Annotated in this window: 20 protein-coding genes and 1 pseudogene; 9 read left to right on the forward strand and 12 right to left on the reverse strand. The window is 69.6% G+C overall.

From position 1 onward, the window contains the following. Nucleotide 1: 1 nt before the first annotated feature. The 4 genes and pseudogenes from OG870_RS35380 to mgt all read left to right on the forward strand — a co-directional run bounded on the left by OG870_RS35380 (nt 2) and on the right by mgt (nt 3888). A complete protein-coding gene (locus OG870_RS35380; protein WP_266523839.1) occupies nt 2-841 on the forward strand; it encodes a carbohydrate ABC transporter permease in 840 nt (279 codons plus the stop codon). Further along, a complete protein-coding gene (locus OG870_RS35385) occupies nt 841-2124 on the forward strand; it encodes an ABC transporter substrate-binding protein (RefSeq protein WP_327691852.1) in 1284 nt (427 codons plus the stop codon). The genes OG870_RS35380 and OG870_RS35385 overlap by 1 nt, the downstream gene beginning before the upstream one ends. A 25-nt stretch (nt 2125-2149) precedes the next feature. Further along, nucleotides 2150-2566: pseudogene (locus tag OG870_RS35390) on the forward strand (rRNA adenine N-6-methyltransferase family protein); the annotation flags it as partial. A gap of 107 nt (nt 2567-2673) precedes the next feature. Then, complete coding sequence (gene mgt / locus OG870_RS35395; RefSeq protein ID WP_266590825.1) at nt 2674-3888, forward strand: macrolide-inactivating glycosyltransferase; 1215 nt, start codon at nt 2674-2676, stop codon at nt 3886-3888. Between the two features lie 101 nt (nt 3889-3989). Here the strand turns inward: mgt and OG870_RS35400 are convergent, their stop codons facing one another. Next, nucleotides 3990-6245: an MMPL family transporter gene (locus OG870_RS35400; protein WP_266590827.1), complete on the reverse strand. Its 2256-nt coding sequence runs from the start codon at nt 6243-6245 to the stop codon at nt 3990-3992. Between the two features lie 413 nt (nt 6246-6658). On the opposite strand from OG870_RS35400, the gene OG870_RS35405 reads away from it, so the two are divergent. From OG870_RS35405 to OG870_RS35425, 5 genes are all read left to right on the forward strand, one after another. Then, nucleotides 6659-7207 (forward strand): DUF1697 domain-containing protein, encoded by a 549-nt coding sequence (locus tag OG870_RS35405; RefSeq protein WP_266590828.1) that lies wholly within the window; start codon nt 6659-6661, stop codon nt 7205-7207. Between the two features lie 54 nt (nt 7208-7261). Continuing rightward, nucleotides 7262-8290 (forward strand): ketopantoate reductase family protein, encoded by a 1029-nt coding sequence (locus OG870_RS35410; protein WP_266590830.1) that lies wholly within the window; start codon nt 7262-7264, stop codon nt 8288-8290. Nucleotides 8291-8315: 25 nt separating this feature from the next. Beyond that, nucleotides 8316-8912 carry a TIGR03086 family metal-binding protein gene (locus tag OG870_RS35415; RefSeq protein ID WP_266590832.1) on the forward strand — a complete coding sequence of 199 codons (597 nt, stop codon included), beginning with the start codon at nt 8316-8318 and terminating at the stop codon, nt 8910-8912. A gap of 112 nt (nt 8913-9024) precedes the next feature. Beyond that, nucleotides 9025-9654, forward strand: coding sequence for a mycothiol-dependent nitroreductase Rv2466c family protein (locus OG870_RS35420; RefSeq protein WP_266590834.1), 630 nt, complete (start codon nt 9025-9027; stop codon nt 9652-9654). Nucleotides 9655-9787: 133 nt separating this feature from the next. Further along, nucleotides 9788-12397 carry a fibronectin type III domain-containing protein gene (locus tag OG870_RS35425; RefSeq protein ID WP_266590836.1) on the forward strand — a complete coding sequence of 870 codons (2610 nt, stop codon included), beginning with the start codon at nt 9788-9790 and terminating at the stop codon, nt 12395-12397. 139 nt (nt 12398-12536) lie between these two features. On the opposite strand, the gene OG870_RS35430 is transcribed toward OG870_RS35425, so the two are convergent. The 11 genes from OG870_RS35430 to OG870_RS35480 all read right to left on the reverse strand — a co-directional run bounded on the left by OG870_RS35430 (nt 12537) and on the right by OG870_RS35480 (nt 21944). Continuing rightward, nucleotides 12537-13289, reverse strand: a complete 753-nt coding sequence (locus tag OG870_RS35430) for a sirohydrochlorin chelatase (RefSeq protein WP_266523212.1) — start codon at nt 13287-13289, stop codon at nt 12537-12539. A 5-nt stretch (nt 13290-13294) separates the two neighbouring features. Continuing rightward, nucleotides 13295-14173, reverse strand: coding sequence for an ABC transporter permease (locus OG870_RS35435; protein ID WP_266523214.1), 879 nt, complete (start codon nt 14171-14173; stop codon nt 13295-13297). After that, a complete protein-coding gene (locus OG870_RS35440; RefSeq protein ID WP_266523216.1) occupies nt 14160-14945 on the reverse strand; it encodes an ABC transporter ATP-binding protein in 786 nt (261 codons plus the stop codon). The genes OG870_RS35435 and OG870_RS35440 overlap by 14 nt, the downstream gene beginning before the upstream one ends. Before the next feature lie 32 nt (nt 14946-14977). Next, nucleotides 14978-16090, reverse strand: a complete 1113-nt coding sequence (locus OG870_RS35445) for an aliphatic sulfonate ABC transporter substrate-binding protein (protein WP_266523219.1) — start codon at nt 16088-16090, stop codon at nt 14978-14980. Between the two features lie 222 nt (nt 16091-16312). Further along, nucleotides 16313-17647, reverse strand: coding sequence for a sulfate adenylyltransferase subunit 1 (locus OG870_RS35450; protein WP_266590846.1), 1335 nt, complete (start codon nt 17645-17647; stop codon nt 16313-16315). 2 nt (nt 17648-17649) lie between these two features. Then, nucleotides 17650-18588: a sulfate adenylyltransferase subunit CysD gene (gene cysD, locus OG870_RS35455; RefSeq protein ID WP_266590848.1), complete on the reverse strand. Its 939-nt coding sequence runs from the start codon at nt 18586-18588 to the stop codon at nt 17650-17652. Beyond that, complete coding sequence (gene cysC / locus OG870_RS35460) at nt 18585-19121, reverse strand: adenylyl-sulfate kinase (RefSeq protein ID WP_266523226.1); 537 nt, start codon at nt 19119-19121, stop codon at nt 18585-18587. The genes cysD and cysC overlap by 4 nt, the downstream gene beginning before the upstream one ends. A gap of 23 nt (nt 19122-19144) precedes the next feature. Continuing rightward, nucleotides 19145-19855, reverse strand: a complete 711-nt coding sequence (locus OG870_RS35465) for a phosphoadenylyl-sulfate reductase (RefSeq protein ID WP_266590850.1) — start codon at nt 19853-19855, stop codon at nt 19145-19147. Further along, entirely contained in the window at nt 19852-20040 is a 189-nt protein-coding gene (locus OG870_RS35470; protein WP_266523230.1) for a hypothetical protein, read from the reverse strand. The genes OG870_RS35465 and OG870_RS35470 overlap by 4 nt, the downstream gene beginning before the upstream one ends. Continuing rightward, nucleotides 20037-21734 carry a nitrite/sulfite reductase gene (locus tag OG870_RS35475; protein WP_266523232.1) on the reverse strand — a complete coding sequence of 566 codons (1698 nt, stop codon included), beginning with the start codon at nt 21732-21734 and terminating at the stop codon, nt 20037-20039. The genes OG870_RS35470 and OG870_RS35475 overlap by 4 nt, the downstream gene beginning before the upstream one ends. A gap of 126 nt (nt 21735-21860) precedes the next feature. Beyond that, nucleotides 21861-21944: a putative leader peptide gene (locus tag OG870_RS35480; protein ID WP_309486338.1), complete on the reverse strand. Its 84-nt coding sequence runs from the start codon at nt 21942-21944 to the stop codon at nt 21861-21863. Nucleotides 21945-21992 lie beyond the last annotated feature (48 nt).

The following is a 21992-nucleotide window of genomic DNA, read 5'->3' on the forward strand; positions in this document are numbered from 1 at the left end:
CATCCGGACCGGCATCCGGACCGGCGTCAGGGCCGGCCAGTACGCGGCCCTCCTCGCGTATCTCGTCTTCCTGGCCTTCCCCCTCCTCTGGCTGCTCTCCACCGCCTTCAAGTCGCCCCGGGAACTGGGCGGTCTGCACCCCACCTGGATCCCCCGGCACCCCACCCTCGACAACTTCCGGCAGGCCTTCGACGAGCAGCCCCTGCTGCACGCAGCGCTCAACTCCCTGCTCGCCGCGGTCGGGGCGGCGGTCATCGCGGTGGCGATCGCGACCCCGCTCGCCTATGTCATGGCCCGCCGGCGCTCCGCGCTCACCCGGGCCGCCACCGGCTGGGTGGTGGTCAGCCAGGCGTTCCCGCTGGTCCTGGTGATCATCCCGCTGTTCCTGGTGCTGAAGAACCTGCGGCTGATCAACTCGCCGGCGGGGCTGACGCTGGTGTACGTCGTGTGGGCGCTGCCCTTCGCGCTGTGGATGCTGGCCGGATACGTCCGCGCGGTGCCGACCGAGATCGAGGAGGCGGCCGCCGTCGACGGGGCCGGGCGGCTGCGGACACTGGTGTCGGTGGTGGCGCCGCTGCTCGCGCCGGGGATCGCCGCGACGGGACTGTTCGCCTTCGTCACCGCGTGGAACGAGTTCTTCTTCGCCCTCGTCCTGCTGAAGACCCCCGAGAAACAGACCCTTCCGGTGGTGCTCACCCACTTCATCGGCGCGGAAGGCGTCGCCGACCTCGGCCCGCTCGCGGCGGCCGCGTTCCTCGCGACGCTGCCCTCCCTCGTCGTGTTCGCCCTCATCCAGCGGCGGATCACCGGCGGCATGCTCACCGGGGCGGTGAAGAACTGATGCGCGGCAGGATGATCGGGCTCCTGGCCCTCGTGCTGGCCCTGTTGGCGGGATGCGCGGGCGGCGGCGGTGGCACCGCGGACGGCCGGATCACTCTCCGCTTCCAGTCACTGGCCTGGCAGCAGGAGTCGGTCGCGGCCAACAAGGAGCTGGTGAAGGAGTGGAACGCGAGCCATCCGGACGTCAAGGTCGAGTACGTCCAGGGAAGTTGGGACAGCGTCCACGACCAGCTCCTCACCTCCTTCGAGGGCGGTGAGGCACCCGACATCATCCACGACGCCTCCGACGACCTCGCGGACTTCGCCTACGGCGGCTACCTCGCCGACCTTCGGGGACTGCTGTCCACCCGACTCAAGTCCGATATTCCACAACGGAGTTGGGAGACGGCGACCTTCGGGGACGGCGTCTACGGCGTGCCCTTCCTCCAGGAGCCGCGGGTGATCGTCGCCAACAGGAAATGGCTGAAGGAGTCCGGCGTACGGATCCCCACTCCCGAACGCCCGTGGAGCTGGGCGGAGTTCAGGAGCGTCACCCGGCAGCTGAGCGGCGAGGGGAAGTACGGCGTGGCCTGGCCGCTCAAGGAGCCCGTCTCCGCCACGCTCAACCTCTCGCTGTCGGCGGGCGGCGAACTGTTCCACCGGGGCGCCGACGGCAGGGTGACGATCCGCTTCGAGGCGGCCGACCAGGTGGTGCCCCGCACGATCCACGACCAGGCCGACACCGATCACAGCGCCTCGCCCACCACCCTGGGCAGCGGCGGCTCGGACACCCTGCCCGGGTTCTTCGGCGGCAGGTATGCGATGGTCCCGCTCGGCTTCTCCTACCGCCAGCAGATCGTGCAGCAGGCGCCCAAGGGCTTCGACTGGCAGGTGCTGCCCGCCCCGGCCGGCGCCGACGGCCTCACCCAGGGCGTCAGCCCGCAGACCCTGTCCATCGCCGAGGACAGCCCGCACAAGAAGGAGGCCGCCGAGTTCGTCGACTTCCTGTTGCGGCCGAAGAACATGGTGCGGCTGGCGCTGGGCGACTGGATGCTGCCGACCGGCACCCAGGCCCTCAAGGACCCGGCCCTGCACACGGCCAAGGACGGGTGGGCCACCGGTACCGCCCTCGCCGGCCGGCTCCGCTCGGCACCCGCGCAGTCCGTGCGCGGCTACCCCGAGTGGAAGGACAAGGTGGCGACCCCGGCATTCCAGGAGTACTACAGCGGTGCCATCGGCCTCGGCGAACTGCGCAGACGCCTGGTGAAGGACGGCAACATGGTGCTGGCGCGGTACCAGCGGTGAACCGCCGCCCTCGTCCCGCCCTCGTCCCTCCCTCACCGACGCGACCCTGCTCACCCAGCTCGAATACGCACGCAAACGCACGGGCGACTACGGGAGTTGGACCCTGCTCACCATCCGCAGCTGGCCCCGCTGGGAGTGGCGGCTGGCCGGCCGGGTCGACCGCACGCGGTTTCGGCCCGTGCCCCGCGTCGACGCCGGGATCGTACGCGTCGAACGGCGCCGCACCCCGCTGCTGGAGGACGGCGCCCACGACAGCTGGCGTCGCCTCGTCGAGCTTGGCTTCTCGGGCGTCGGCGGCTCGCTGCACGCCTCGCTCCCGCGGGCCAGTCCGAGGCGTCGGGTGGACGCCGCGTTCCGGGCGGCCGGACTGGACACGCGGGTGCTGGTGGGCGAGGTGGGGCCCGAGCGGTGGCTGACGCTGCACGAGGTGCTGGCCGGATGAGTCGGAGGGAGACACGGGAGACACGGGAGACACAGGAGACACGGAATACACGGAATACACGGAATACAAGTTGCACGAGACGGTTCGTCTCGCCTAGCGTCGATCACATGACGAGCCGAGCCCCCATGACCCGCCCCGCCCACATCGCCATGTTCTCCGTGGCCGCCCACGGCCATGTGAACCCCAGTCTGGAGGTGGTCCGCCGGCTCGTCGCCCGCGGGAACCGGGTCACGTACGCGATCCCGCCGGTCTTCGCGGAGAAGGTCGCCGAGACCGGTGCCGAGCCGAAGCTCTGGAACTCCACCCTGCCGGGGCCGGGCGCCGACCCGGCGGCCTGGGGCAGTGAGCTGCTGGACCACGTCGAGCTCTTTCTCGGCGACGCGATCCAGGCCCTGCCCCAGCTGAGCCGGGCGTACGAGGGCGACGTACCGGACCTCGTCCTGCACGACATCACGGCGTACCCCGGCCGTGTCCTCGCCCATCGCTGGGGCGTGCCCGCGATCTCACTGTCGCCGAACCTCGTCGCCTGGGAGGGCTACGAGGAGGAGGTCGCCGAGCCCATGTGGGCCGAGCCGAAGAGCACCGAGCGCGGTCAGGCGTACTACGCCCGCTTCCGGGCCTGGCTGGAGGAGAACGGGATCACCCTGCACCCCGATTCCTTCATGGGCCGGCCCGACCGTTCGCTCGTCCTGATCCCCAGGGCGTTGCAGCCCAACGCCGACCGGGTCGACGAGAGCGTGTACACCTTCGTCGGTGCCTGCCAGGGGGACCGGTCGGAGCAGGGGGAGTGGCGGCGGCCGGAGCATGCCGAGAAGGTGGTGCTCGTGTCGCTCGGGTCGACCTTCACCAACCAGCCGGGCTTCTACCGGGAGTGCGTGCGGGCCTTCGGCGATCTCCCGGGCTGGCATCTCGTGCTGCAGATCGGTGGGCAGCTGGACCCCGCCGAGCTCGGGGACGTACCGGCGAACGTCGAAGTGCGCTCGTGGGTGCCGCAGTTGGCGATCCTCAAGGAGGCCGACCTGTTCGTCACGCACGCCGGGGCGGGCGGCAGCCAGGAGGGGCTGGCGACCTCGACGCCGATGATCGCCGTACCGCAGGCCGTCGACCAGTTCGGCAACGCGGACATGCTCCAGGCACTCGGAGTCGCCCGCCACGTCCCCACGGCGGAGGCGGACGCCGAGACCCTGCGCACCGCCGCCCTCGCCCTGGTCGACGACCCCGAAGTGGCCCGCCGGCTCAAGGAGATCCGGGACGAGATGGCCCAGGAGGGCGGCACGCACAGGGCGGTCGACCTGATCGAGGCCGAACTGCCCGCGCGGTGACGGCGAGTGAGGCCGCGTGAGAGCGGCTGAGGACGAGTGAGGACGAGTGAGGGCCCGTTGACTCCCCCGGAGACCAACGGGCCCTCAGCCTTGAGGAGGGATCAGACCCTCACACGCTCACCCTCGTCCGGCACCGAGGGCGCGACGGCCTCCGACGACTCGTCGTGCGTCAGGTCAGGCAGCCGGTGCAGCCACTTCGGCAGATACCAGTTGCGCTCGCCCAGCAGCGCCATGACCGCCGGGAGCAGCACGCCCCGGATGATCGTCGCGTCGATGAGCACCGCGGCCGCCAGGCCCACACCCATCTGCTTCATGGACTGCATGGACAGCGTGCCGAAGATCGCGAACACGGCGACCATGATGACCGCGGCGCTGGTGACGACACCGGCCGTGGTGACCACGCCGTGCTGGATCGCGTCCCTCGTCGTACGGCCGCGCATCCGCGCCTCACGGATCCGCGAGACCACGAACACGTGGTAGTCCATCGACAGTCCGAACAGGATCACGAAAAGGAACAGCGGCAGCCAGGTGATGATCGCACCGACGCCCTCCGCACCCACCAGTGAGGCGCCCCAGCCGTGCTGGAAGACGGCGACGAGGATGCCGTAGGCGGCGCCCACCGACAGCAGGTTGAGCACGATCGAGGTGATCGCGACCGTCAGCGAGCGGAACGACAGCAGCATCAGCAGGAAGGCGAAGATCACCACGAACGCGAAGACCGGTACGACCGCACCACCGAGCTGCGCGTTGAAATCGTGCGAGCCGGCGACCTGTCCGGTGATCGGTGCCTCGACGCCGTCGACCTTGCCGAGCGTCGCGGGCCGTACGTCGTCGCGCAGTTTCTCCAGGCTGGCGCCCGCCTTGTCCAGGTCGGAGCCGCCGACCAGGGGGACGTACAGGTAGGCGATGTTCTGGGCGTCGTGCAGCTTGATCTCGACCGGACCACGCGAGGCGCCCGAACTGATCGCCCGCTCCTTGAAGTCGGCGAGGGCGCTCTTCACCTCGGGGGCGTTGATGTCCTTGGCCTTGACGACCACCTCGGCCGGCTCGGAACCGCCCGGGAAGGCGTCGTTGACGCGGTTGTACGTCTGCACGATCGGCAGCCGGTCGCCGAACTCCTGGTCCAGCGTGAGGTTCTGGGTCTTCATGCCGACCGCGGGAGCCGCGATCGCCAGCAGCACACCGGCCGCGACCAGGACCGAGACGAGGGGCTTGGCGAGCACGCCGCGCAGGACCGCGGTCCAGAACCGGCTCTCCCCGCCCGTGCGGGCGGCCCGGCGCTCCATGGCCTTGCGCAGGAACGGGATCCGCCCCTTCTCGACCCGCTCGCCCAGCAGCGACAGCAGTGCGGGCAGCACCGTCACCGACCCGACCATGGCGACCGCCACGACCATCAGCGAGGCCAGGCCCATCCCCTCGAACGTGGCGAGGCCGGTGAACAGCATGCCCGCCATCGCCACGCACACCGTGATACCCGAGACGATGATCGCGCGGCCACTGGTCGCGGCGGCGACCCTGAGAGCCGTCTGCGCGTCCCGCCCGGCCGCTCGCTCCTCGCGCTCACGGCGCAGGTAGAACAGGCAGTAGTCCACGCCGACGGCCAGACCGACCAGCAGCATCACGGAGTTGGCGGTGTCGGTCATCGGCTGGATGTGGCTGACGATGCTCATCAGGCCCATCGTCGCCATGATCGCGGTGAGCGCCAGTGCCACCGGCAGCAGCGCGGCCACGAGCGCCCCGAAGGCGATGAGCAGAATGCCGAGGGCCACCGGCACCGCGGAGAGCTCGGCCTGCTTGAAGTCGTCCCCGAACGCGTCGTCGACCGTCTTCTGCATACTGGCGCTGCCGATCTCCTCGATCCGCAGCGTCGTGTGACTCTTCTGCACCCCGTCGACGGCCTTCTGCACGGGCTCCACACGGTCGCCCGCGGTCTCGGCGTCGCCGCGCATGTCGAACTGCACCAGCGCGCTGCGCCCGTCCTTGGAGATCGTCTGCGTGGTGTACGGCGAGCGCACGTCCGTGACCTTGCCGGTCCCGTCGACGGCCTTGACGACCGCGCCGACGGCGGCCTTGAACTCGGCGTCTGTGGCCTTCAGCCCGCCGCCCTTCGCCTGGATCAGGACCGACTCACTGGCCGGCTCGTTGATCCCGGCGTCGTCGACGATCTTTGCGGCGGTGCGCGTCTCGCCCTTGAGCTGGTCGCTGTCCTTGAGCTTGACGGTGCCCGCGGCCGAACCGAGCCCCATCGCCAGGACGACGAACAACACCCAGATGCCGACGGCAGCCCATCGGTGCCGGGCGCTCCAGCCACCGGCCCGGGCGGCTATGCCCCGCACCCGCGAATCTCCGTTCCCCATGATGGGCTTGCCCCCTTGCGCACGGTGACAGCCCCGTGCCGTCACCTTTCGTTTCGAAGGTATGGCCGGCATAAGCCCATCTCGTCGTGCTGCCCGGTGAGGTGCCGCGGCCCGAACTCATCCCCTCGGACTCGGACGCCTCACCGCTGGGGAGGACAAGGGCCCCTTACATCTATTCGGGCTACTCGAAGGTAGTGATCAGGGTGGCGCTCCGGTGTCCGGTCCGTCGGCATCGCTCCTCTTTGTCATTACGAAACCTTGATGAACACGTCACAGGTACGTGAAGGTGTTGCTCCGGGCCCCGCCGTTGGGCGAGAGTTTCGCGCAGTCCGCCCCGCGCGGACGGCGGCCCTCGTGCCCACCCCCACGGGGCACGACGGCCGCCTCAAGGTCCGCGGACTTATGGTGAGCGGATGACGACGACGTATGCGGCGCTGCTGCGCGGGATCAACGTGGGCGGCAGGAAAAAGCTCGCGATGGCCGAGCTGCGACAGCTGATGGAAGGCCTCGGCCACGACGGCGTACGCACCCACCTGCAGAGCGGCCAGGCCGTCTTCGCCACCGGCCGCGGCGACGAGGAGTCCCTGGCCGCGGAACTCGCGCAGGCGATCGAGAAGCAGTTCGGCTTCCGGGTCGACGTGATCGTCCGAGACCACGCCTACCTGACGGCCGTGGCGGAGGCCTGCCCCTTCCCGGCCGCCGAGCTGGAGGCCAAGCAGCTCCACGTCACCTACTTCTCCGAGTCCGTCGACGCGCAGCGCTTCGCGGAGATCGACCGGGAGGCCTACCTCCCCGAGGAGTTCCGGCTCGGCGACCGCGAGCTGTACCTCTACGCCCCCGAGGGCCTCGGCCGCTCCAAACTCGCCGAGCACCTCGCGAAGCCCCGCATCAACAAGGGCGTGATCGCGACCACCCGCAACTGGAACACCGTCGTGAAGCTGGTCGAGCTCACGCGGGAGTGACCCTGCGACAGGGCCCTTCATGGCAGGTACACACGACTGTGCGAGGCTCCTCCCATGCGCTACGTGATCATCGGAGCAGGTGCCGTCGGCGGTGTGATCGGCGGCCGTCTGGCAGGGGCGGGGCACGAGGTCGTGCTGGTCGCGCGGGGCGCGCATCACGCGGCCCTGCGGGCGGACGGGCTGCGGCTGCAGGTGCCGGACGGGGAGTACACATACCGGCTGCCGGCCGTCGAAGAACCGGGCGAGCTGGGCGAGTTGAGGGCCGACGACGTGCTCGTCCTCGCCGTGAAGACACAGGACACCGTCAGCGCGCTGCAGACCTGGGGCGTGGCGCCGGTCGCGGGCGGCGGCACCGCGGCCGAGCGGTTGCCCCTGTTCTGCGCGCAGAACGGTGTGGAGGGCCAGCGGCTCGCTCTGCGCGTCTTCCGGCACGTCTACGGCGTCTGCGTCTGGCTGCCGGCGACGTTCCTGGAACCGGGCGTCGTCTCCGCGGGCGGCGCCCCGCTCACCGGCATCCTGCATCTGGGCCGGTATCCCCACGGCACCGACGAGACCGCGCGGTTGGTCGCCGCCGACCTGGAGAAGACGAGGTTCCTCGAGGCGCCGGTCGTGCCGGACGTGTTGCGCTGGCAGTACGCCAAGCTGCTGACCAATCTGACCAACACCGTCCAGGCGCTGGCGGGGGAGGACGGGGGCCAGGAGAGCCGGATCTCCCTGTGCGCGCGGGTACGGGCCGAGGGCGAGGCCGTGCTCGACGCCGCCGGGATCCCGTACGCGAGCGTCGAGGAGCAGCAGACGCGGCGCGGTCACAAGGTCGACCTGGTCCCTCTGGAGGGCGCCCCGCGCGGCGGCGGCTCCACCTGGCAGTCCCTGAGCCGGGGCACGGGCGCCGTCGAGGCCGACTACCTCAACGGTGAGATCGCCCTGCTGGGCAGGTTGTACGGTGCCCCGACCCCGCTCAGTGACCTGCTCCAGCAGCTCGCCAACACCTTCGCGCGCGAACGCCGCGCGGCAGGGTCGATGCCGATCGAGGAACTGGTCCGGCGGGCCGACGAGGCTGTCGCGTTTGTTCAAGAGTCCTGAGTCGCCGCTCCCTAGCGTGGGGTGCATGACGTACGACGACCCCAAGCACCTGCACACGTACATGACCGAGTGTGCCGCCGAGGCGGCGCGTGTCGCGCGCGGCGTCCCGGCGGACCGGCTCGGCGAGGCTACCCACTGCCCCGACTGGGACGTCCGTGCCCTGGTCAACCACTGGGTCCTCTACACCTCCCACGGCCTGGAGCACCGCGCCCTGCGCAAGCAGCTCCCCGACGAGCTGACCTCCCGCGACTTCACCGCCGACCCCGACTGGCCCGCCGCCTACGCCGCTCAGCTGGACCGCGCCGTGGCGGCCTGGTCCGAGCCGGCGGTGTGGGAGGGCGAGGTCGACCTCGGCATGGCGAAGATGCCCGCCGCCGAGATCGCCTCGATGGTCATCAAGGAGATGGCGCTGCATGGCTGGGACGTCGCCACCGCCACCGGCCAGCGTTTCCGCGTCTCGGACGACGCGGCCCGCTTCGTCCTCGGCGTGGTGGAGAAGCACGGTGACCTCTACCGCCAGTACGACGGCTTCGCCGACCAGGTGCCCGTGCCGGACGACGCGCCCGTCTTCGACCGCGCACTCGCATCGAGCGGACGGGACCCGAAGCTCGCTCCGGCCTGATGCGCCTGATGTGAGAACGAGTGAAGGTGTGTCTCATGCGCCTGATTGGGCCATGGAAACACTTCTTAATTGGTCCAATAAACTGAACCAATCGGCGACTACCGTCGAGAGCATGACGACGAACACCTCTCGCACCTCTCCCACCCGCGTCGACTTCTGGTTCGACGCCGCGTGCCCCTTCGCCTGGATCACCTCCCGTTGGCTGCTGGAGGTCGAGCGCGAGCGCCCGCTCGACCTCCGCTTCCACGCCATGAGCCTTTATCTGCACAACCTCGGCAACGAACTCCCCGACTGGTACCGGGAGTTGGTCGACAGATCGATCGGCCCGGTGCGGGTCGCCGTGGCCGCCGCCGAACGGCACGGGGAGAAGGTCCTGCGTGATCTGTACACCGCGTTCGGCACGCGCATCCACGAGCGCAAGACCGACGACTTCGATGCCGTGATCGCCGACTCCCTCGCCGAGCTGGGCCTTGACGCCGACCTCGCGGCCGCCGCCCACGACCCGTCGTACGACGAGGCCGTACGTCGCAGCCACGAAGCCGGCGTCGAGCCGGAGTCGGGCGGCTATGTGGGGACGCCGACCCTGCATGTCGACGGAACGGTGTGGTTCGGGCCGGTGCTGCGGGCGATCCCGCGAGGCGGCCGTGCGGCCGAACTCTTCGACAGCTTCCGGGTGTTGGCCACGGACCCGGACCTCTTCGAGCTGAAGCGCACACGCACGGGGTCACTCAGCTTCGACTGATCCGATGAATCTAGTCGGATCGCGAGACCGGTGCGTCCAATCCTGTCCCATTCATTGACTGGGGCATCCAAATGCTCCTACCTTTCCCGACGTTGGGTACAGGCTGATCCGGCTGATCCCACGGGAGGGGTATATGCCCACGCACCGAAGAGCCGCCCTCGTCACCCTTGTCACCGCCGTACTGGCCCTCGGGGTTCCGGGCCTCGCGGCCCCCGCCGAGGCCGCGACCTTCGACCTCTACGTCTCACCGGCCGGCAACGACCATGCCGACGGCAGCGCACGACATCCCGTCCGCACCCTGCAACGCGCCCGCGACCTGGTCCGCGCCCGCGCCGCCGACCTGAAGTCCGACCTCACGGTCCACCTCGCTTCCGGCACCTACCGCCAGTCGGGCCCGCTCGCCCTCGACGCCCGCGACTCCGGCACGAACGGCCACCGGGTGATCTGGCAGGGTGCCCGTGGCACGGTCGTCAGCGGCGGCCGCGAGGTCGTCGGCTGGCACCAGGTCCCCGGCCGCAAGGGGCTGTGGTCCGCACCCGCACCCCAAGGCCTCACCGACACACGGCAGTTGTACGTCGACGGAAGTCGCGCCCAGCGCGCCCGCGGAGCCGTGCCCGTCCAGCTGACGCAGACGGCGACCGGCTACACCGCTTCCTCGGACACCATCGCCCACTGGAAGCACCCCTCGGACGCCGAGTTCGTCTACACCAGCGGCGAGGCGCTGTGGAACATCGAGCGCAACGGCCTCGGCCAGTGGACCGAGCCGCGCTGCCGTATCGCCTCCGCCGAGGGCACCACGATCACGATGGTCCAGCCGTGCTGGGACAACTCCAACAAGCGGGTCGAGTTCCCCGCCATCCCCGGGCGCACGGTCAGCATGGTCGGCCCGGGGCACCTCACCAACAACGGCAAGGCCTCGTACATCGAGAACGCCTACGAACTCCTCGACCAGCCCGGCGAGTGGTACCTCGACAAGGCCGCACACAAGGTCTACTACCTGCCCCGCGAGGGCGAGAACCTCGCCCGCGCCGACGTCGAGGCCGCCGCAGCCGAGAAACTGGTCGACGGCGGCGGCACGGCATCCGCGCCCGTGCACGACATCGCCTTCCGCGGTATCCAGTTCAGCTACGCGACCTGGCTGACGCCCTCCCGTCCCGAGGGCTTCTCCGAGATCCAGGCCGGCTACACCGTCACCGGCGACAAGGGCTGGGCCACGCAGGGCCTGTGCCAGTACGTCGACGGCGGCACCTGCCCCTTCGCGTCCTGGACGAAGATGCCCGGCAACGTGTCCTTGGCGTACGGGCAGCGCATCGAGTTCGCCGACGACGTCTTCACCCATCTCGGCGCCTCCGGCCTGGAGTTGGGCGCAGGGAGCAAGGACTCGTCGGTCAGCGGCAGCATCTTCACCGACATCTCCGGAAACGGCCTGGAGATCGGGGGAGTGGACGGCCAACCCGCCGCCTCCGGCGTGCAGGTGACAAACAATCACCTCTATGCCCTGCCCCGCGAGTACCACGGCGGAGTCGCCATCCTCAACGGCTACACCCAGCGCAACACCATCGCCCACAACCAGATCGACCACGTCGGCTACTCCGCGATCTCGCTGGGCTGGGGCGGCTGGCCCGACAAGATCGGCGACCCGGCGACCCCGAACCCGAGCCACGACAACACCGTCCGCGACAACCTGATCGTCGACTACATGCAGATGCTCGACGACGGCGGCGGCATCTACACCCAGGGGTTGACGGGGACGTCCATGACCGACGGCGAGAAAGTCGCCGGAAACGTCATCCACGACCAGTGGGGCCTCGGCAAGAGCGTCTACACCGACAACGGCTGCACCTACGAGACCGTCGAGGGAAACGTCCTCTACAACGCTTCCTACGCCAACGTCGCCTCCCGCCACACCGACTACCGCGACGCCCTCGGCAACAACGACCCCACCCTCGTCAAGGACAACTGGTGGGAGGAGGGCACGGCCGACGGCGACAACAAGGGGCTGGTGACGGCCGGCAACAAGATCATGACCGCCCCGTCCGACGTACCGTCGGAGATCCTCGACAACGCCGGACTCGAGCCCGCCTACCGGGGGTTGCTGGATCGCCGCGTCCCATCGCCCTCCGTTCCCGAGGCGCCGTCCCGTGTCGGCACCAGCACGGCGGGCGCGGACGCGCTGTACATCACCTTCAACCCGACCTTCGCGGACGGGGGTTCGCCGGTGACCTCGTACACGGCACGGGCGTATGACACCGCCACGGGCAACCAGGTCGGCCAGCAAAGCGTGTCCGCTGCCGACTTCAAGCGCACGGCGCTGGTGCGGATCCGCCAACTACCCTCGGGCGGCGGGCCGTTCACCGCGACGGTGAGCGCGAACAACGCCCACGGCAGCAGCGCCCCGTCCCTCGCCTCGCTGCCACTGACACCCACGGCGGCAAGCACCCTGCCGGGCGCACCCACCGGCCCCAGACTGCGCACGGCATCCACGGCGGCCACCCTGTCCTGGACTCCGCCCACCGCGACCGGGGACGCGAAGATCACCGGCTACCGGGTGACCGTCTCCGACGGCCGCGACCCGATCGACGTCACCGGCAGGGACGCCCTGGTCACCCAGCCCTCGGCCAAGGGCATGTTCCGGGTGATCGGCGGCCTGAAGCCCGGAACCTCGTACACGGTTTCCGTCGCGGCGGTGACAGCGGCCGGGACCGGACCGACGGCCACGGTCCAGGCGACGACCAGGTCCTGAGGTCGTCGACCTCGTCCCGCCACTCCCCGTCCCGCCGTGCCCAGCGCACGGCGGGACGGCACGACCTGGACCTCGAACACCGGGCGGACCGGACGGACCGGACCGGGCAGGCCGAGCGCTGCGGGCCGGTCCCGCTCGATCAGGCGCCGACAGCCGCCAGTCGCGGCACACGTGCCGCCTCGTACCGTTCCAGGAGCACCCGCGCCACCTCCGGCGCCGGGCCGAGCACATCGGCGAGTACGTCGGCCTCCGCCGCGCCCCGCGCTATGCGGTCCGGCAGGAAGCCGGGGGCAAGGACGTACGGGGCGACGGCCACCCGCTCGCAGCCGAGTGCCCGGAGTTCCCGTACCGCGTCCTCGGTCCGGGGAAGGGATGCGGAGGCGAACGCAGGCCGCACGGCGCACCAACCGGTGTGCCGCCACTCCCGCGCGATTTCTGCGATCACTGCGATCGCCTCCGGGTCGGTGGACCCCGCCGAGGCCAGCACGACCCCGGTCGAGGACTTGTCGGCGGGCGTCAACCCCGCCTCGTACAAACGCCGTTCGAGCGCGGAGAGGAGAAGGGGAGAGGGGCCGAGCACCTCCGCCTGGCTGATACGGAGCTGCGGCGGTGCGTCCCGCAGGACCGCCGGGATGTCCGCCTTCGCGTGGAACGCGCGGGTGAGGAGGAGGGGGAGGGCTACGACTTCCCGCACGCCCTCCGCCGCCAGGGACTCCAACACCCCTTGCACGGACGGGATGTTGAAGTCCAGGAAGCCGGTCTCCACCCGTACGTCCGGGCGCAGCGAGCGCACCCGGCGTACGAGGGCGTGCACCGTCGCGGCGTGCCGCGGGTCGCGGCTGCCGTGGGCGATCACTACAAGGACGGGGCGGACCGGCTTCGCAGTTCGCATGGAAATCAGCTCTTCACCAGCAGACCGCGGCTGCGCAGCACCCACCGCTCCAGCGGGCTGAAGATCAGCAGGTCGATCGCTATGCCGACGAACAGGATGAGCAGGATCGCGAGGAAGACCGTAGCCATGCTGCTGTTCGTACGGCCCACCTCCAGCAGCTGGCCCAGACCCATACCCATGTCCGGTGACTGAGCGATGATCTCGGCGGCCATCAGCGAACGCCAGGAGAACGCCCACCCCTGCTTCAGACCGGCCACATAGCCGGGCAGCGCCGCCGGCATCACGATGTGCCACGTGCCGCGCAGTCCCGTCGCGCCCAGCGTGCGGCCCGCACGCAGGAACAGCGGGGGCACCTGGTCGACGCCCGACACCAGGCCGTTGGCGATCGAGGGAACGGCGCCGAGCAGGATCACCGTGAACATCACCGAGTTGTCCAGGCCCAGCCAGATCACCGCGGGCGCGACCCAGGCGACCGAAGGAAGCGACTGCAGACCGGAGAGGATCGGACCGATCGCCGCCCGCACGAACTTCACCCGCGCCACCACCAGGCCCAGCGGCGTGCCTATGGCCAGCGCGAGCAGGAAGCCGAGCAGACCTCGGGAGACGCTGCCCCAGATGTAGTCGAGCAAGGTCCCCTTGAGCCACTGGTCCTCGACCTCGCCCCACACATCGGCGGGGGAGGGCAGCTTCGACGGGTTGTCGACGACCGGGTAGAGGAGGAACCAGGCCACCAGCACCACGGCGATGGCGATGATGGGCGGCAGGATCTTGTTCTTGAAGGTCTGGCTGAAGGGCGTATGGCCGGTGGCCGTGGTCTCCAGCGCGTCGAGGCCCGCCTCGACGCTCCCGGCGTCCTGCGCCGGCGTTGTCTCAGTGCTGGCCATGACGGCGGATCTCCCCACGCAGTACATCGGTGATCTCAAGGGACAGTTCGGCCACGGGCGCATCCTCGATGCGACGGGGCTGCGGGATGTCGACCGTCCACTCGCGCGCGATCCGCCCCGGACGGGACGACAGCAGGATCACCCGCTGCGCGAGCCGGACGGCCTCGCGCACGTTGTGGGTGACGAAGAGGACGGACACGCCCGTCTCCGCCCAGATTCGCGTCAGCTCGTCATGCAGTACGTCCCGCGTGATGGCGTCGAGGGCCGCGAACGGCTCGTCCATCAGCAGCAGGTTGCTCTCCTGAGCGAGTGCGCGGGCCAGCGCCACGCGCTGGCGCATACCGCCCGACAGCTCGTGGACGCGCTTGCCGTGCGCGCCCTTCAGCCGCACGAGTGCGAGCAGCTCCTCGGCCTTGGCGCGCCGGTCGTTCTTCGGAACCCCGCTGAATTTGAGGGCGAGTTCGATGTTCTTGCCCGCGGTCAGCCACGGGAAGAGCGCGTGCTCCTGGAACATCAGGGCCGGGCGGCCGTCGGTCGCGATGGAGCCGGCGGTCGGCTTGTCCAGTCCCGCCACCAGGTTCAGCAGTGTGGACTTGCCGCAGCCCGAGGCCCCCAGGAGAGTGACGAACTCGCCGGGCGCGACATCGAGGCTGATGTCGTCCAGGACGAGCTGCTGCCCGCCCGGTCCTGCGAAGGACTTCGAGACGTGCTCAAGACGAGCGGCGTGCTCCACCGATTCCTCGGCCTTGGCGAGCGTCGTGGTCGTGGCCATGGTCGTCACCTCCTGGGAACTCGGGTCGGAAATCAGCTGGTGCCGAGGCCTGCGTCGTCGACCGTGCTCGCGCCCTCGGCCTTGAGGACCTTGTTGAGGAGCGTGAGGTCGTAGATGCCCGTCAGGTTCGGCTTCTCCAGCAGACCGGCCTTGACCGCGTGGGCCGCCTCGGTGTTGAGGGTGGAGGCCAGTGGGTCGTCGGTGAACTGGATCGACTTCCACGCAGGGTCGAGGACGTCCGCCGGCAGCGCCTTGCCGGAGTCCGCCTCCAGCCGCTTGTTCGCCGTGGCCTTCGCCTGGTCAGGGTTGGCGTTGATCCACTTGTTGGCCTCGACGGAGGCCTTCAGCACGGCCTCGACCGCCTTCGGGTGCTCCTTGAGGAAGTCCTGCCGCACGACGATGTTGGTGATCACGAACTTCTTGTCCGGCCACAGCGAAGCTTCGTCGAGCAGCACCTTGCCGCCCGCCGCGACCAGCTTCGACGCGGTCGGCTCCGGCACCCACGCACCGTCGATGGCACCGGACTTGTAGGCGTCCGGGGTGATCTTGTTGTCGGTGCGGACCACCGACACATCGCCCTTGCCGGTGTTCGCGTCGACCTTCCAGCCCTGGTCGGCGATCCAGTTGAGGAACGCGACGTCCTGGGTGTTGCCGAGCTGCGGGGTCGCGATCTTCTTGCCCTTGACGTCCTTCAGGGACTTGATCTTCTTCGGGTTGACCACGAGCTTCACACCACCGGAGGCCGAACCGCCGATGATCTTCAGGCCCTTGCCGCCCGACTTGACGTAGCCGTTGATCGCCGGGGACGGGCCGATCCAACCGATGTCGATGGACTTCGAGTTGAGGGCCTCGATCTCCGAGGGACCGGCGTTGAAGATCTGGTAGTCCGCCTTGGTGGCGCCCAGCTCCTTCTGGAACAAGCCCTGCTGACGGGCGACGAGCGCGGTGCCGTGGGTCAGGTTGCCGAAGTAGCCGATCTTGACGGAGTCGAGCCCGTCGATCTTCGACGAACCGGCGGCGACCTTCTCCTTGGCGTTGTCGGCCGTGGACTTGGAGCCGTAGCTGCAAGCGGCGAGCGTGAGAAGCGGGAGTGCGGCCACCACGGCGATGCCGCGGCGAAGGAGGGCTGAGCGGTTGACAGGCACGGGAGGTTTTCCCCTCGTTGGCCCGGCGGTCACGGTCTCTCAGGTCGTGGCCGGGAGGTCGGCATGTTTTCGTCTACGGCGGTGGGGGGTGAGGGCGCGCAAGCAGTGCGCGTACGTCAGCGCACACATCGCGCCACTCCGCCCTGCCCGCTGCCGAGCGCACCGCTGCCGACGCGGCCGCCCTCCTTCGCGAACGTGGAGTAGATGTCCAGGGAGTTCATGTCAGAAGTCCCAACCGTCGTCGTCGGACTCGTCCTTGACCGGCTCGGGGGACGCGAACGACTCGCCGACCATGCCCGCGGTGAGCGTGGTGCCGTCGTTCGGGTCGATCAGGATGAACGAGCCCGTGCGGCGGGAATCCGAGTAGGAGTCGACGGGCAGCGGCTCCGCGGTGCGGATCTTCACGCGGCCGATGTCGTTGGCGACGAGCTGTCCCGGGTGCGGGTGCAGGGACAGGTCGTCGAGGGTGAGCCGGGACGGGATGTCCTTGACGATCGCCTTGACCGTGCGGGTGCCGTGCTTGAGCAGCACCCGGTGGCCGACGGTGAGCGCCTGGTCGGCGACGTGGCAGACGGTCGCCTCGATGTCCTGCGTGGTCGCCGGGGCGTCCTTGCTGGGCACGATCAGGTCGCCGCGCGAGATGTCGATGTCGTCCTCCAGCAGGAGGGTCACCGACTGCGTGGTCCAGGCGACGTCGACCGGCTCGCCGAGCAGGTCGATGCCCAGGACGCGGGAGGCGCGGCCCGACGGGAGCACGGTCACCGCCTCGCCCACGTGGAAGGAACCTGCCGCGATCTGGCCGGCGTAACCCCGGTAGTCCGGGTGCTCGGCGGTCTGCGGGCGGATCACGTACTGCACGGGAAGCCGGGCGTGGCAGTGGCTCAGGTCGTGCGTGACCGGGACCGTCTCCAGGTGCTCAAGGAAGGTCGGGCCGCCGTACCAGTCCATGGTGGCGGACGGCTCCACCACGTTGTCGCCGGCCAGCGCGGAGATCGGGATGGCCGTGATCTCCGGGACGCCCAGCTCCAGCGCGTACGCCGTGAACTCCTCGGCGATCGCGGCGAACACGGGCTCCTTGTAGTCGACCAGGTCCATCTTGTTGACGGCCAGCACCACGTGGGGCACTCGCAGCAGGGCCGCGATCGCGGCGTGGCGACGTGTCTGCTCGACGACGCCGTTGCGGGCGTCGACCAGGATCACCGTCAGCTCGGCCGTGGAGGCACCCGTCACCATGTTGCGGGTGTACTGCACGTGGCCGGGGGTGTCGGCGAGGATGAACCGGCGCTTGGCCGTGGCGAAGTAGCGGTACGCCACGTCGATCGTGATGCCCTGCTCGCGCTCGGCCCGCAGGCCGTCCGTCAGCAGCGCGAGGTCGGGGGCCTCCTGGCCGCGGTTGCGGGAGGCGTGCTCGACGGCCTCCAGCTGGTCGGTGAGGACCGACTTGGAGTCGTGCAGCAGCCTGCCCACCAGGGTGGACTTGCCGTCGTCGACGGAGCCCGCCGTCGCGAACCGCAGCAGGGTCGTGGCCGAGAGTTCCTCGGTCGTGAGCGTGCTCATGCTTAGAAGTACCCCTCGCGCTTGCGGTCTTCCATCGCGGCCTCGGACATCTTGTCGTCGGCGCGGGTGGCGCCGCGCTCGGTCAGCCGGGAGGCGGCGATCTCGGTGATGACCTCCTCCAGCGTCACGGCCTCGGAGTCGACGGCGCCGGTGCAGGACATGTCGCCGACCGTGCGGTAGCGCACCTGCCGCTTCTCGACGGTCTCGGTGTCCTTCGGTCCGCCCCACTCCCCGGCCGTCAGCCACATGCCGTTGCGGGCGAACACCTCACGCTCGTGCGCGAAGTAGATCTGCGGCAGTTCGATGCCCTCGCGGGCGATGTACTGCCAGACGTCCAGCTCGGTCCAGTTGCTGAGCGGGAACACGCGGACGTGCTCGCCGGGGGCGTGCCGGCCGTTGTACAGGTTCCACAGCTCGGGGCGCTGGCGGCGCGGGTCCCACTGCGAGAACTCGTCGCGCAGGGAGAACACCCGCTCCTTGGCCCGGGCCTTCTCCTCGTCGCGGCGCCCGCCGCCGAAGACCGCGTCGAACTTCTCGGCCTGGATCTTCTCGGTCAGCGGCAGCGTCTGCAGCGGGTTGCGGGTGCCGTCCGAACGCTCCTTGAGCACACCCCGGTCGATGTAGTCCTGTACGGAGGCCACGTGGAGGCGCAGACCGTGCCGGGCGACCGCACGGTCCCGGTACTCCAGGACCTCGGGGAAGTTGTGCCCGGTGTCCACGTGCAGCAGCGTGAAGGGGACCGCCGCGGGGGCGAAGGCCTTCAGCGCCAGGTGCAGCATGACGATGGAGTCCTTGCCGCCGGAGAACAGGATCACCGGCCGCTCGAACTCGCCTGCCACCTCACGGAAGATGTGCACCGCCTCGGACTCCAGCGCGTCCAGGTGCGAGAGGGCGTACGGGGCGCCCGTACCTTCCTCGGCCTCGGCGACGGTCGTCGTCATGCCAGTCCCCTTTCGGTGAGCAGCGCGTGGACCGCTGCCGCGGACTCCTGGACGCTCTGATGCTGCGACTCGATGCGCAGATCGGGCGTCTCGGGCTCCTCGTAGGGGTCGTCGACCCCGGTGAGCCCGCTCAGCTCGCCCGCCGCCTGCTTGGCGTACAGACCCTTCACATCCCGTACGGAGCACACCTCGACCGGAGTCGCCACGTGCACCTCGATGTACGCCGCCCCGCCCTCCTGGTGGCGCTTGCGGACGGCCTCGCGGCTGTCCGTGTAGGGCGCGATCACCGGGACGAGCGCCTTGACGCCGTTACGGGCGAGCAGTTCGGCGAGGAAGCCGATGCGCTGCACGTTCGTGTGCCGGTCCTCGCGGCTGAAGCCGAGGCCCGCCGAGATGAACTCGCGGATCTCGTCGCCGTCGAGCACCTCGACGAGGTGGCCCTCCTCGCGCAGCCGGCCGGCCAGCTCGTACGCGATGGTGGTCTTGCCGGCGCTCGGCAGACCCGTGAGCCAGACGGTGGCTCCGGTCGTCACGTTCGTCTCCTGAATCGTCGTCGTCATCCGTGCAGCCCGCACTCGGTCTTGGCGTTGCCCGCCCAGCGGCCGGCGCGTGCGTCCTCGCCCTCCAGGACGCGGCGGGTGCAGGGGGCGCAGCCGACGGAGGCGTAGCCGTCCATCAGCAACGGGTTGGTCAGTACGCCGTGTTCGGCGACGTAGGCGTCCACGTCGTCCTGGGTCCAGCGGGCGATCGGGGAGACCTTGACCTTCTGCCGCTTCTCGTCCCAGCCGACGACCGGGGTGTTCGCCCGGGTCGGGGACTCGTCGCGGCGCAGACCGGTCGCCCAGGCCACGTAGCTCTTCAGGCCCTGCTCCAACGGCTGGACCTTGCGCAGCTTGCAGCACAGGTCGGGGTCGCGGTCGTGCAGCCTGGGGCCGTACTCCGCGTCCTGCTCGGCGACCGACTGACGTGGGGTGAGCGTGATGACGTTGACGTCCATCACCGCCTCCACCGCGTCTCGCGTGCCGATCGTCTCGGGAAAGTGATAACCGGTGTCGAGGAACACCACGTCAACGCCGGGCATCGCGCGGGAGGCGAGGTGGGCGACCACCGCGTCCTCCATGGACGAGGTCACGCAGAAGCGCTGGCCGAAGTTCTCGGCGGCCCACTGGAGGATCTCCAGTGCGGAGGCGTCCTCCAGGTCGCGGCCCGCCTGCTCGGCGAGCGCCTTGAGATCCTCCGTCGCGCGTTCTTCCTGAACCGCGGTCATATCTCTTCTCCCCCTGCTTCGGAGTGCTGAAGGCCCCGGGCGAGCAGCCCGAGGAACTTCAGCTGAAAGGCCCGGTTGCAGGCCGCGCATTCCCACGCGCCGTGGCTGCCTTCAAGGGCTTCGCTGGGTCGGAGGTCCTCGTCGCCGCAGTAGGGGCAGTAGAAGGGGGCGGCCCGCTCGCTCATGAGAGGGCCTCCTCGGAGGCACGCGAGGCCCAGGCGGCGAACCGCTCGCCCTCCTCGCGCTCGGCCTCGAAGCGCTTGAGGACGCGCTCGATGTAGTCGGGCAGCTCGTCCGAAGTGACCTTCAGGCCACGGACCTTGCGGCCGAACCCGGCCTGGAGGCCGAGCGCGCCGCCCAGGTGCACCTGGTAGCCCTCGACCTGCTCGCCCTGGTCGTTGAGGATCAGCTGGCCCTTGAGACCGATGTCCGCGACCTGGATACGGGCGCAGGCGTTCGGGCAGCCGTTGAGGTTGATGGTGATCGGCTCGTCGAAGTCCGGGATACGGCGCTCGAGTTCGTCGATCAGGGCAGAACCGCGCTGCTTGGTCTCGACGATGGCGAGCTTGCAGTACTCGATGCCGGTGCAGGCCATGGTGCCGCGCCGGAACGGGGACGGCTTGGCGGTCAGGTCCAGCGCCTCCAGCGCCTCGACCAGCGGCTCGACCTGGGCCTCCTCGACGTCGAGGACGATCATCTTCTGCTCGACGGTGGTGCGGACCCGGCCCGAGCCGTGCGCCTCGGCCAGCTCGGCGATCTTCGTCAGCGTGGCGCCGTCGACGCGGCCGACGCGCGGGGCGAAACCGACGTAGAAGCGGCCGTCCTGCTGCCGGTGCACGCCGACGTGGTCGCGCCAGCGGTGCGTGGGCTCGGCGGGCGCGGGACCGTCGACCAGCTTCCGCTTGAGGTACTCGTCCTCCAGGACCTGGCGGAACTTCTCCACACCCCAGTCGGCGACGAGGAACTTCAGACGGGCCCTCGTACGAAGGCGCCGGTAGCCGTAGTCGCGGAAGATGCCGACCACCCCCGCCCAGGCCTCCGGGACCTCCGCCAGCGGCACCCAGGCGCCGAGCCGGACGCCGATCTTGGGGTTGGTGGACAGGCCGCCGCCGACCCACACGTCGAAGCCGGGGCCGTGCTCGGGGTGCTCGACGCCGACGAACGCGACGTCGTTGATCTCGTGGACCACGTCCAGGAGCGGGGAGCCCGAGATCGCCGTCTTGAACTTGCGGGGCAGGTTGGAGAATTCCTTGCTGCCGATGTAGCGCTCGTGGATCTCGTCGATCGCCCAGGTGCCGTCGATGATCTCGTCCTCGGCGATCCCGGCGACCGGCGAGCCGATGACGACGCGCGGGCAGTCGCCGCAGGCCTCGGTGGTGGACAGCCCGACGGCCTCCAGCCGGTTCCAGATCTCCGGCACGTCCTCGATGCGGATCCAGTGCAGCTGGATGTTCTGCCGGTCGGTGATGTCCGCGCTGCCGCGGGCGAACTCCTGCGAGATCTCGCCGATCACTCGCAGCTGCTGCGTGGTGAGCCGGCCGCCGTCGATGCGGACCCGCAGCATGAAGTACTTGTCGTCCAGCTCCTCCGGCTCCAGGATCGCGGTCTTGCCGCCGTCGATCCCGGGCTTTCGCTGGGTGTACAGGCCCCACCAGCGCATGCGGCCGCGCAGGTCGTTGGGGTCGATCGAGTCGAAGCCCCGCTTGGAGTAGATCGTCTCAATGCGTGTCCGCACATTGAGACCGTCGTCATCCTTCTTGAACTGCTCGTTCCCGTTGAGCGGGGTGTGGTGCCCCATCGCCCACTGACCCTCACCGCGGTGACGGCTCACCTTGCGGCGGACAGGCGCGGCGGCAGGCTTCTGTGGGGTGGCGGCCATGGTTCTACGTCCTTCGGGACAGGCGGGAAAGCGGCTCTGACCTGCGCGTACGGGCGCATGGGTGTGCGTGCGCGTCGTTGCGCGGGATGAGACGGAGTGTCAGGAGATATCGGGCGTGCTGTGCTCTCAGCTCGCCGGACAGATGGCGCTGGACATGCGGCCGAGGTCGACGTGCCGCCGACTCACCAAGGCAATTCCAGTTCCAGACATGACGAAAGCGTGTCACGGCAGTCTGGACACAGTCCAGCTTCGTCCACG

Origin of the sequence: Streptomyces sp. NBC_00461 (assembly GCF_036013935.1) — a bacterium.
Classification (GTDB): domain Bacteria; phylum Actinomycetota; class Actinomycetes; order Streptomycetales; family Streptomycetaceae; genus Streptomyces.

Bases quoted from the DNA above. Each gene is read 5' to 3' on its own strand.
- OG870_RS35440 (WP_266523216.1), bottom strand. From the start codon at position 14,945: ATGGCCACGACCACGACGCTCGCCAAGGCCGAGGAATCGGTGGAGCAC.
- OG870_RS35400 (WP_266590827.1), bottom strand. From the start codon at position 6,245: ATGGGGAACGGAGATTCGCGGGTGCGGGGCATAGCCGCCCGGGCCGGT.
- OG870_RS35430 (WP_266523212.1), bottom strand. From the start codon at position 13,289: ATGCGAACTGCGAAGCCGGTCCGCCCCGTCCTTGTAGTGATCGCCCAC.
- OG870_RS35405 (WP_266590828.1), top strand. From the start codon at position 6,659: ATGACGACGACGTATGCGGCGCTGCTGCGCGGGATCAACGTGGGCGGC.
- OG870_RS35410 (WP_266590830.1), top strand. From the start codon at position 7,262: ATGCGCTACGTGATCATCGGAGCAGGTGCCGTCGGCGGTGTGATCGGC.
- OG870_RS35415 (WP_266590832.1), top strand. From the start codon at position 8,316: ATGACGTACGACGACCCCAAGCACCTGCACACGTACATGACCGAGTGT.
- OG870_RS35435 (WP_266523214.1), bottom strand. From the start codon at position 14,173: ATGGCCAGCACTGAGACAACGCCGGCGCAGGACGCCGGGAGCGTCGAG.
- OG870_RS35475 (WP_266523232.1), bottom strand. From the start codon at position 21,734: ATGGCCGCCACCCCACAGAAGCCTGCCGCCGCGCCTGTCCGCCGCAAG.
- OG870_RS35465 (WP_266590850.1), bottom strand. From the start codon at position 19,855: ATGACCGCGGTTCAGGAAGAACGCGCGACGGAGGATCTCAAGGCGCTC.
- OG870_RS35480 (WP_309486338.1), bottom strand. From the start codon at position 21,944: ATGTCTGGAACTGGAATTGCCTTGGTGAGTCGGCGGCACGTCGACCTC.
- OG870_RS35450 (WP_266590846.1), bottom strand. From the start codon at position 17,647: ATGAGCACGCTCACGACCGAGGAACTCTCGGCCACGACCCTGCTGCGG.
- cysD (WP_266590848.1), bottom strand. From the start codon at position 18,588: ATGACGACGACCGTCGCCGAGGCCGAGGAAGGTACGGGCGCCCCGTAC.
- OG870_RS35420 (WP_266590834.1), top strand. From the start codon at position 9,025: ATGACGACGAACACCTCTCGCACCTCTCCCACCCGCGTCGACTTCTGG.
- OG870_RS35425 (WP_266590836.1), top strand. From the start codon at position 9,788: ATGCCCACGCACCGAAGAGCCGCCCTCGTCACCCTTGTCACCGCCGTA.
- mgt (WP_266590825.1), top strand. From the start codon at position 2,674: ATGACGAGCCGAGCCCCCATGACCCGCCCCGCCCACATCGCCATGTTC.
- OG870_RS35470 (WP_266523230.1), bottom strand. From the start codon at position 20,040: ATGAGCGAGCGGGCCGCCCCCTTCTACTGCCCCTACTGCGGCGACGAG.
- OG870_RS35385 (WP_327691852.1), top strand. From the start codon at position 841: ATGCGCGGCAGGATGATCGGGCTCCTGGCCCTCGTGCTGGCCCTGTTG.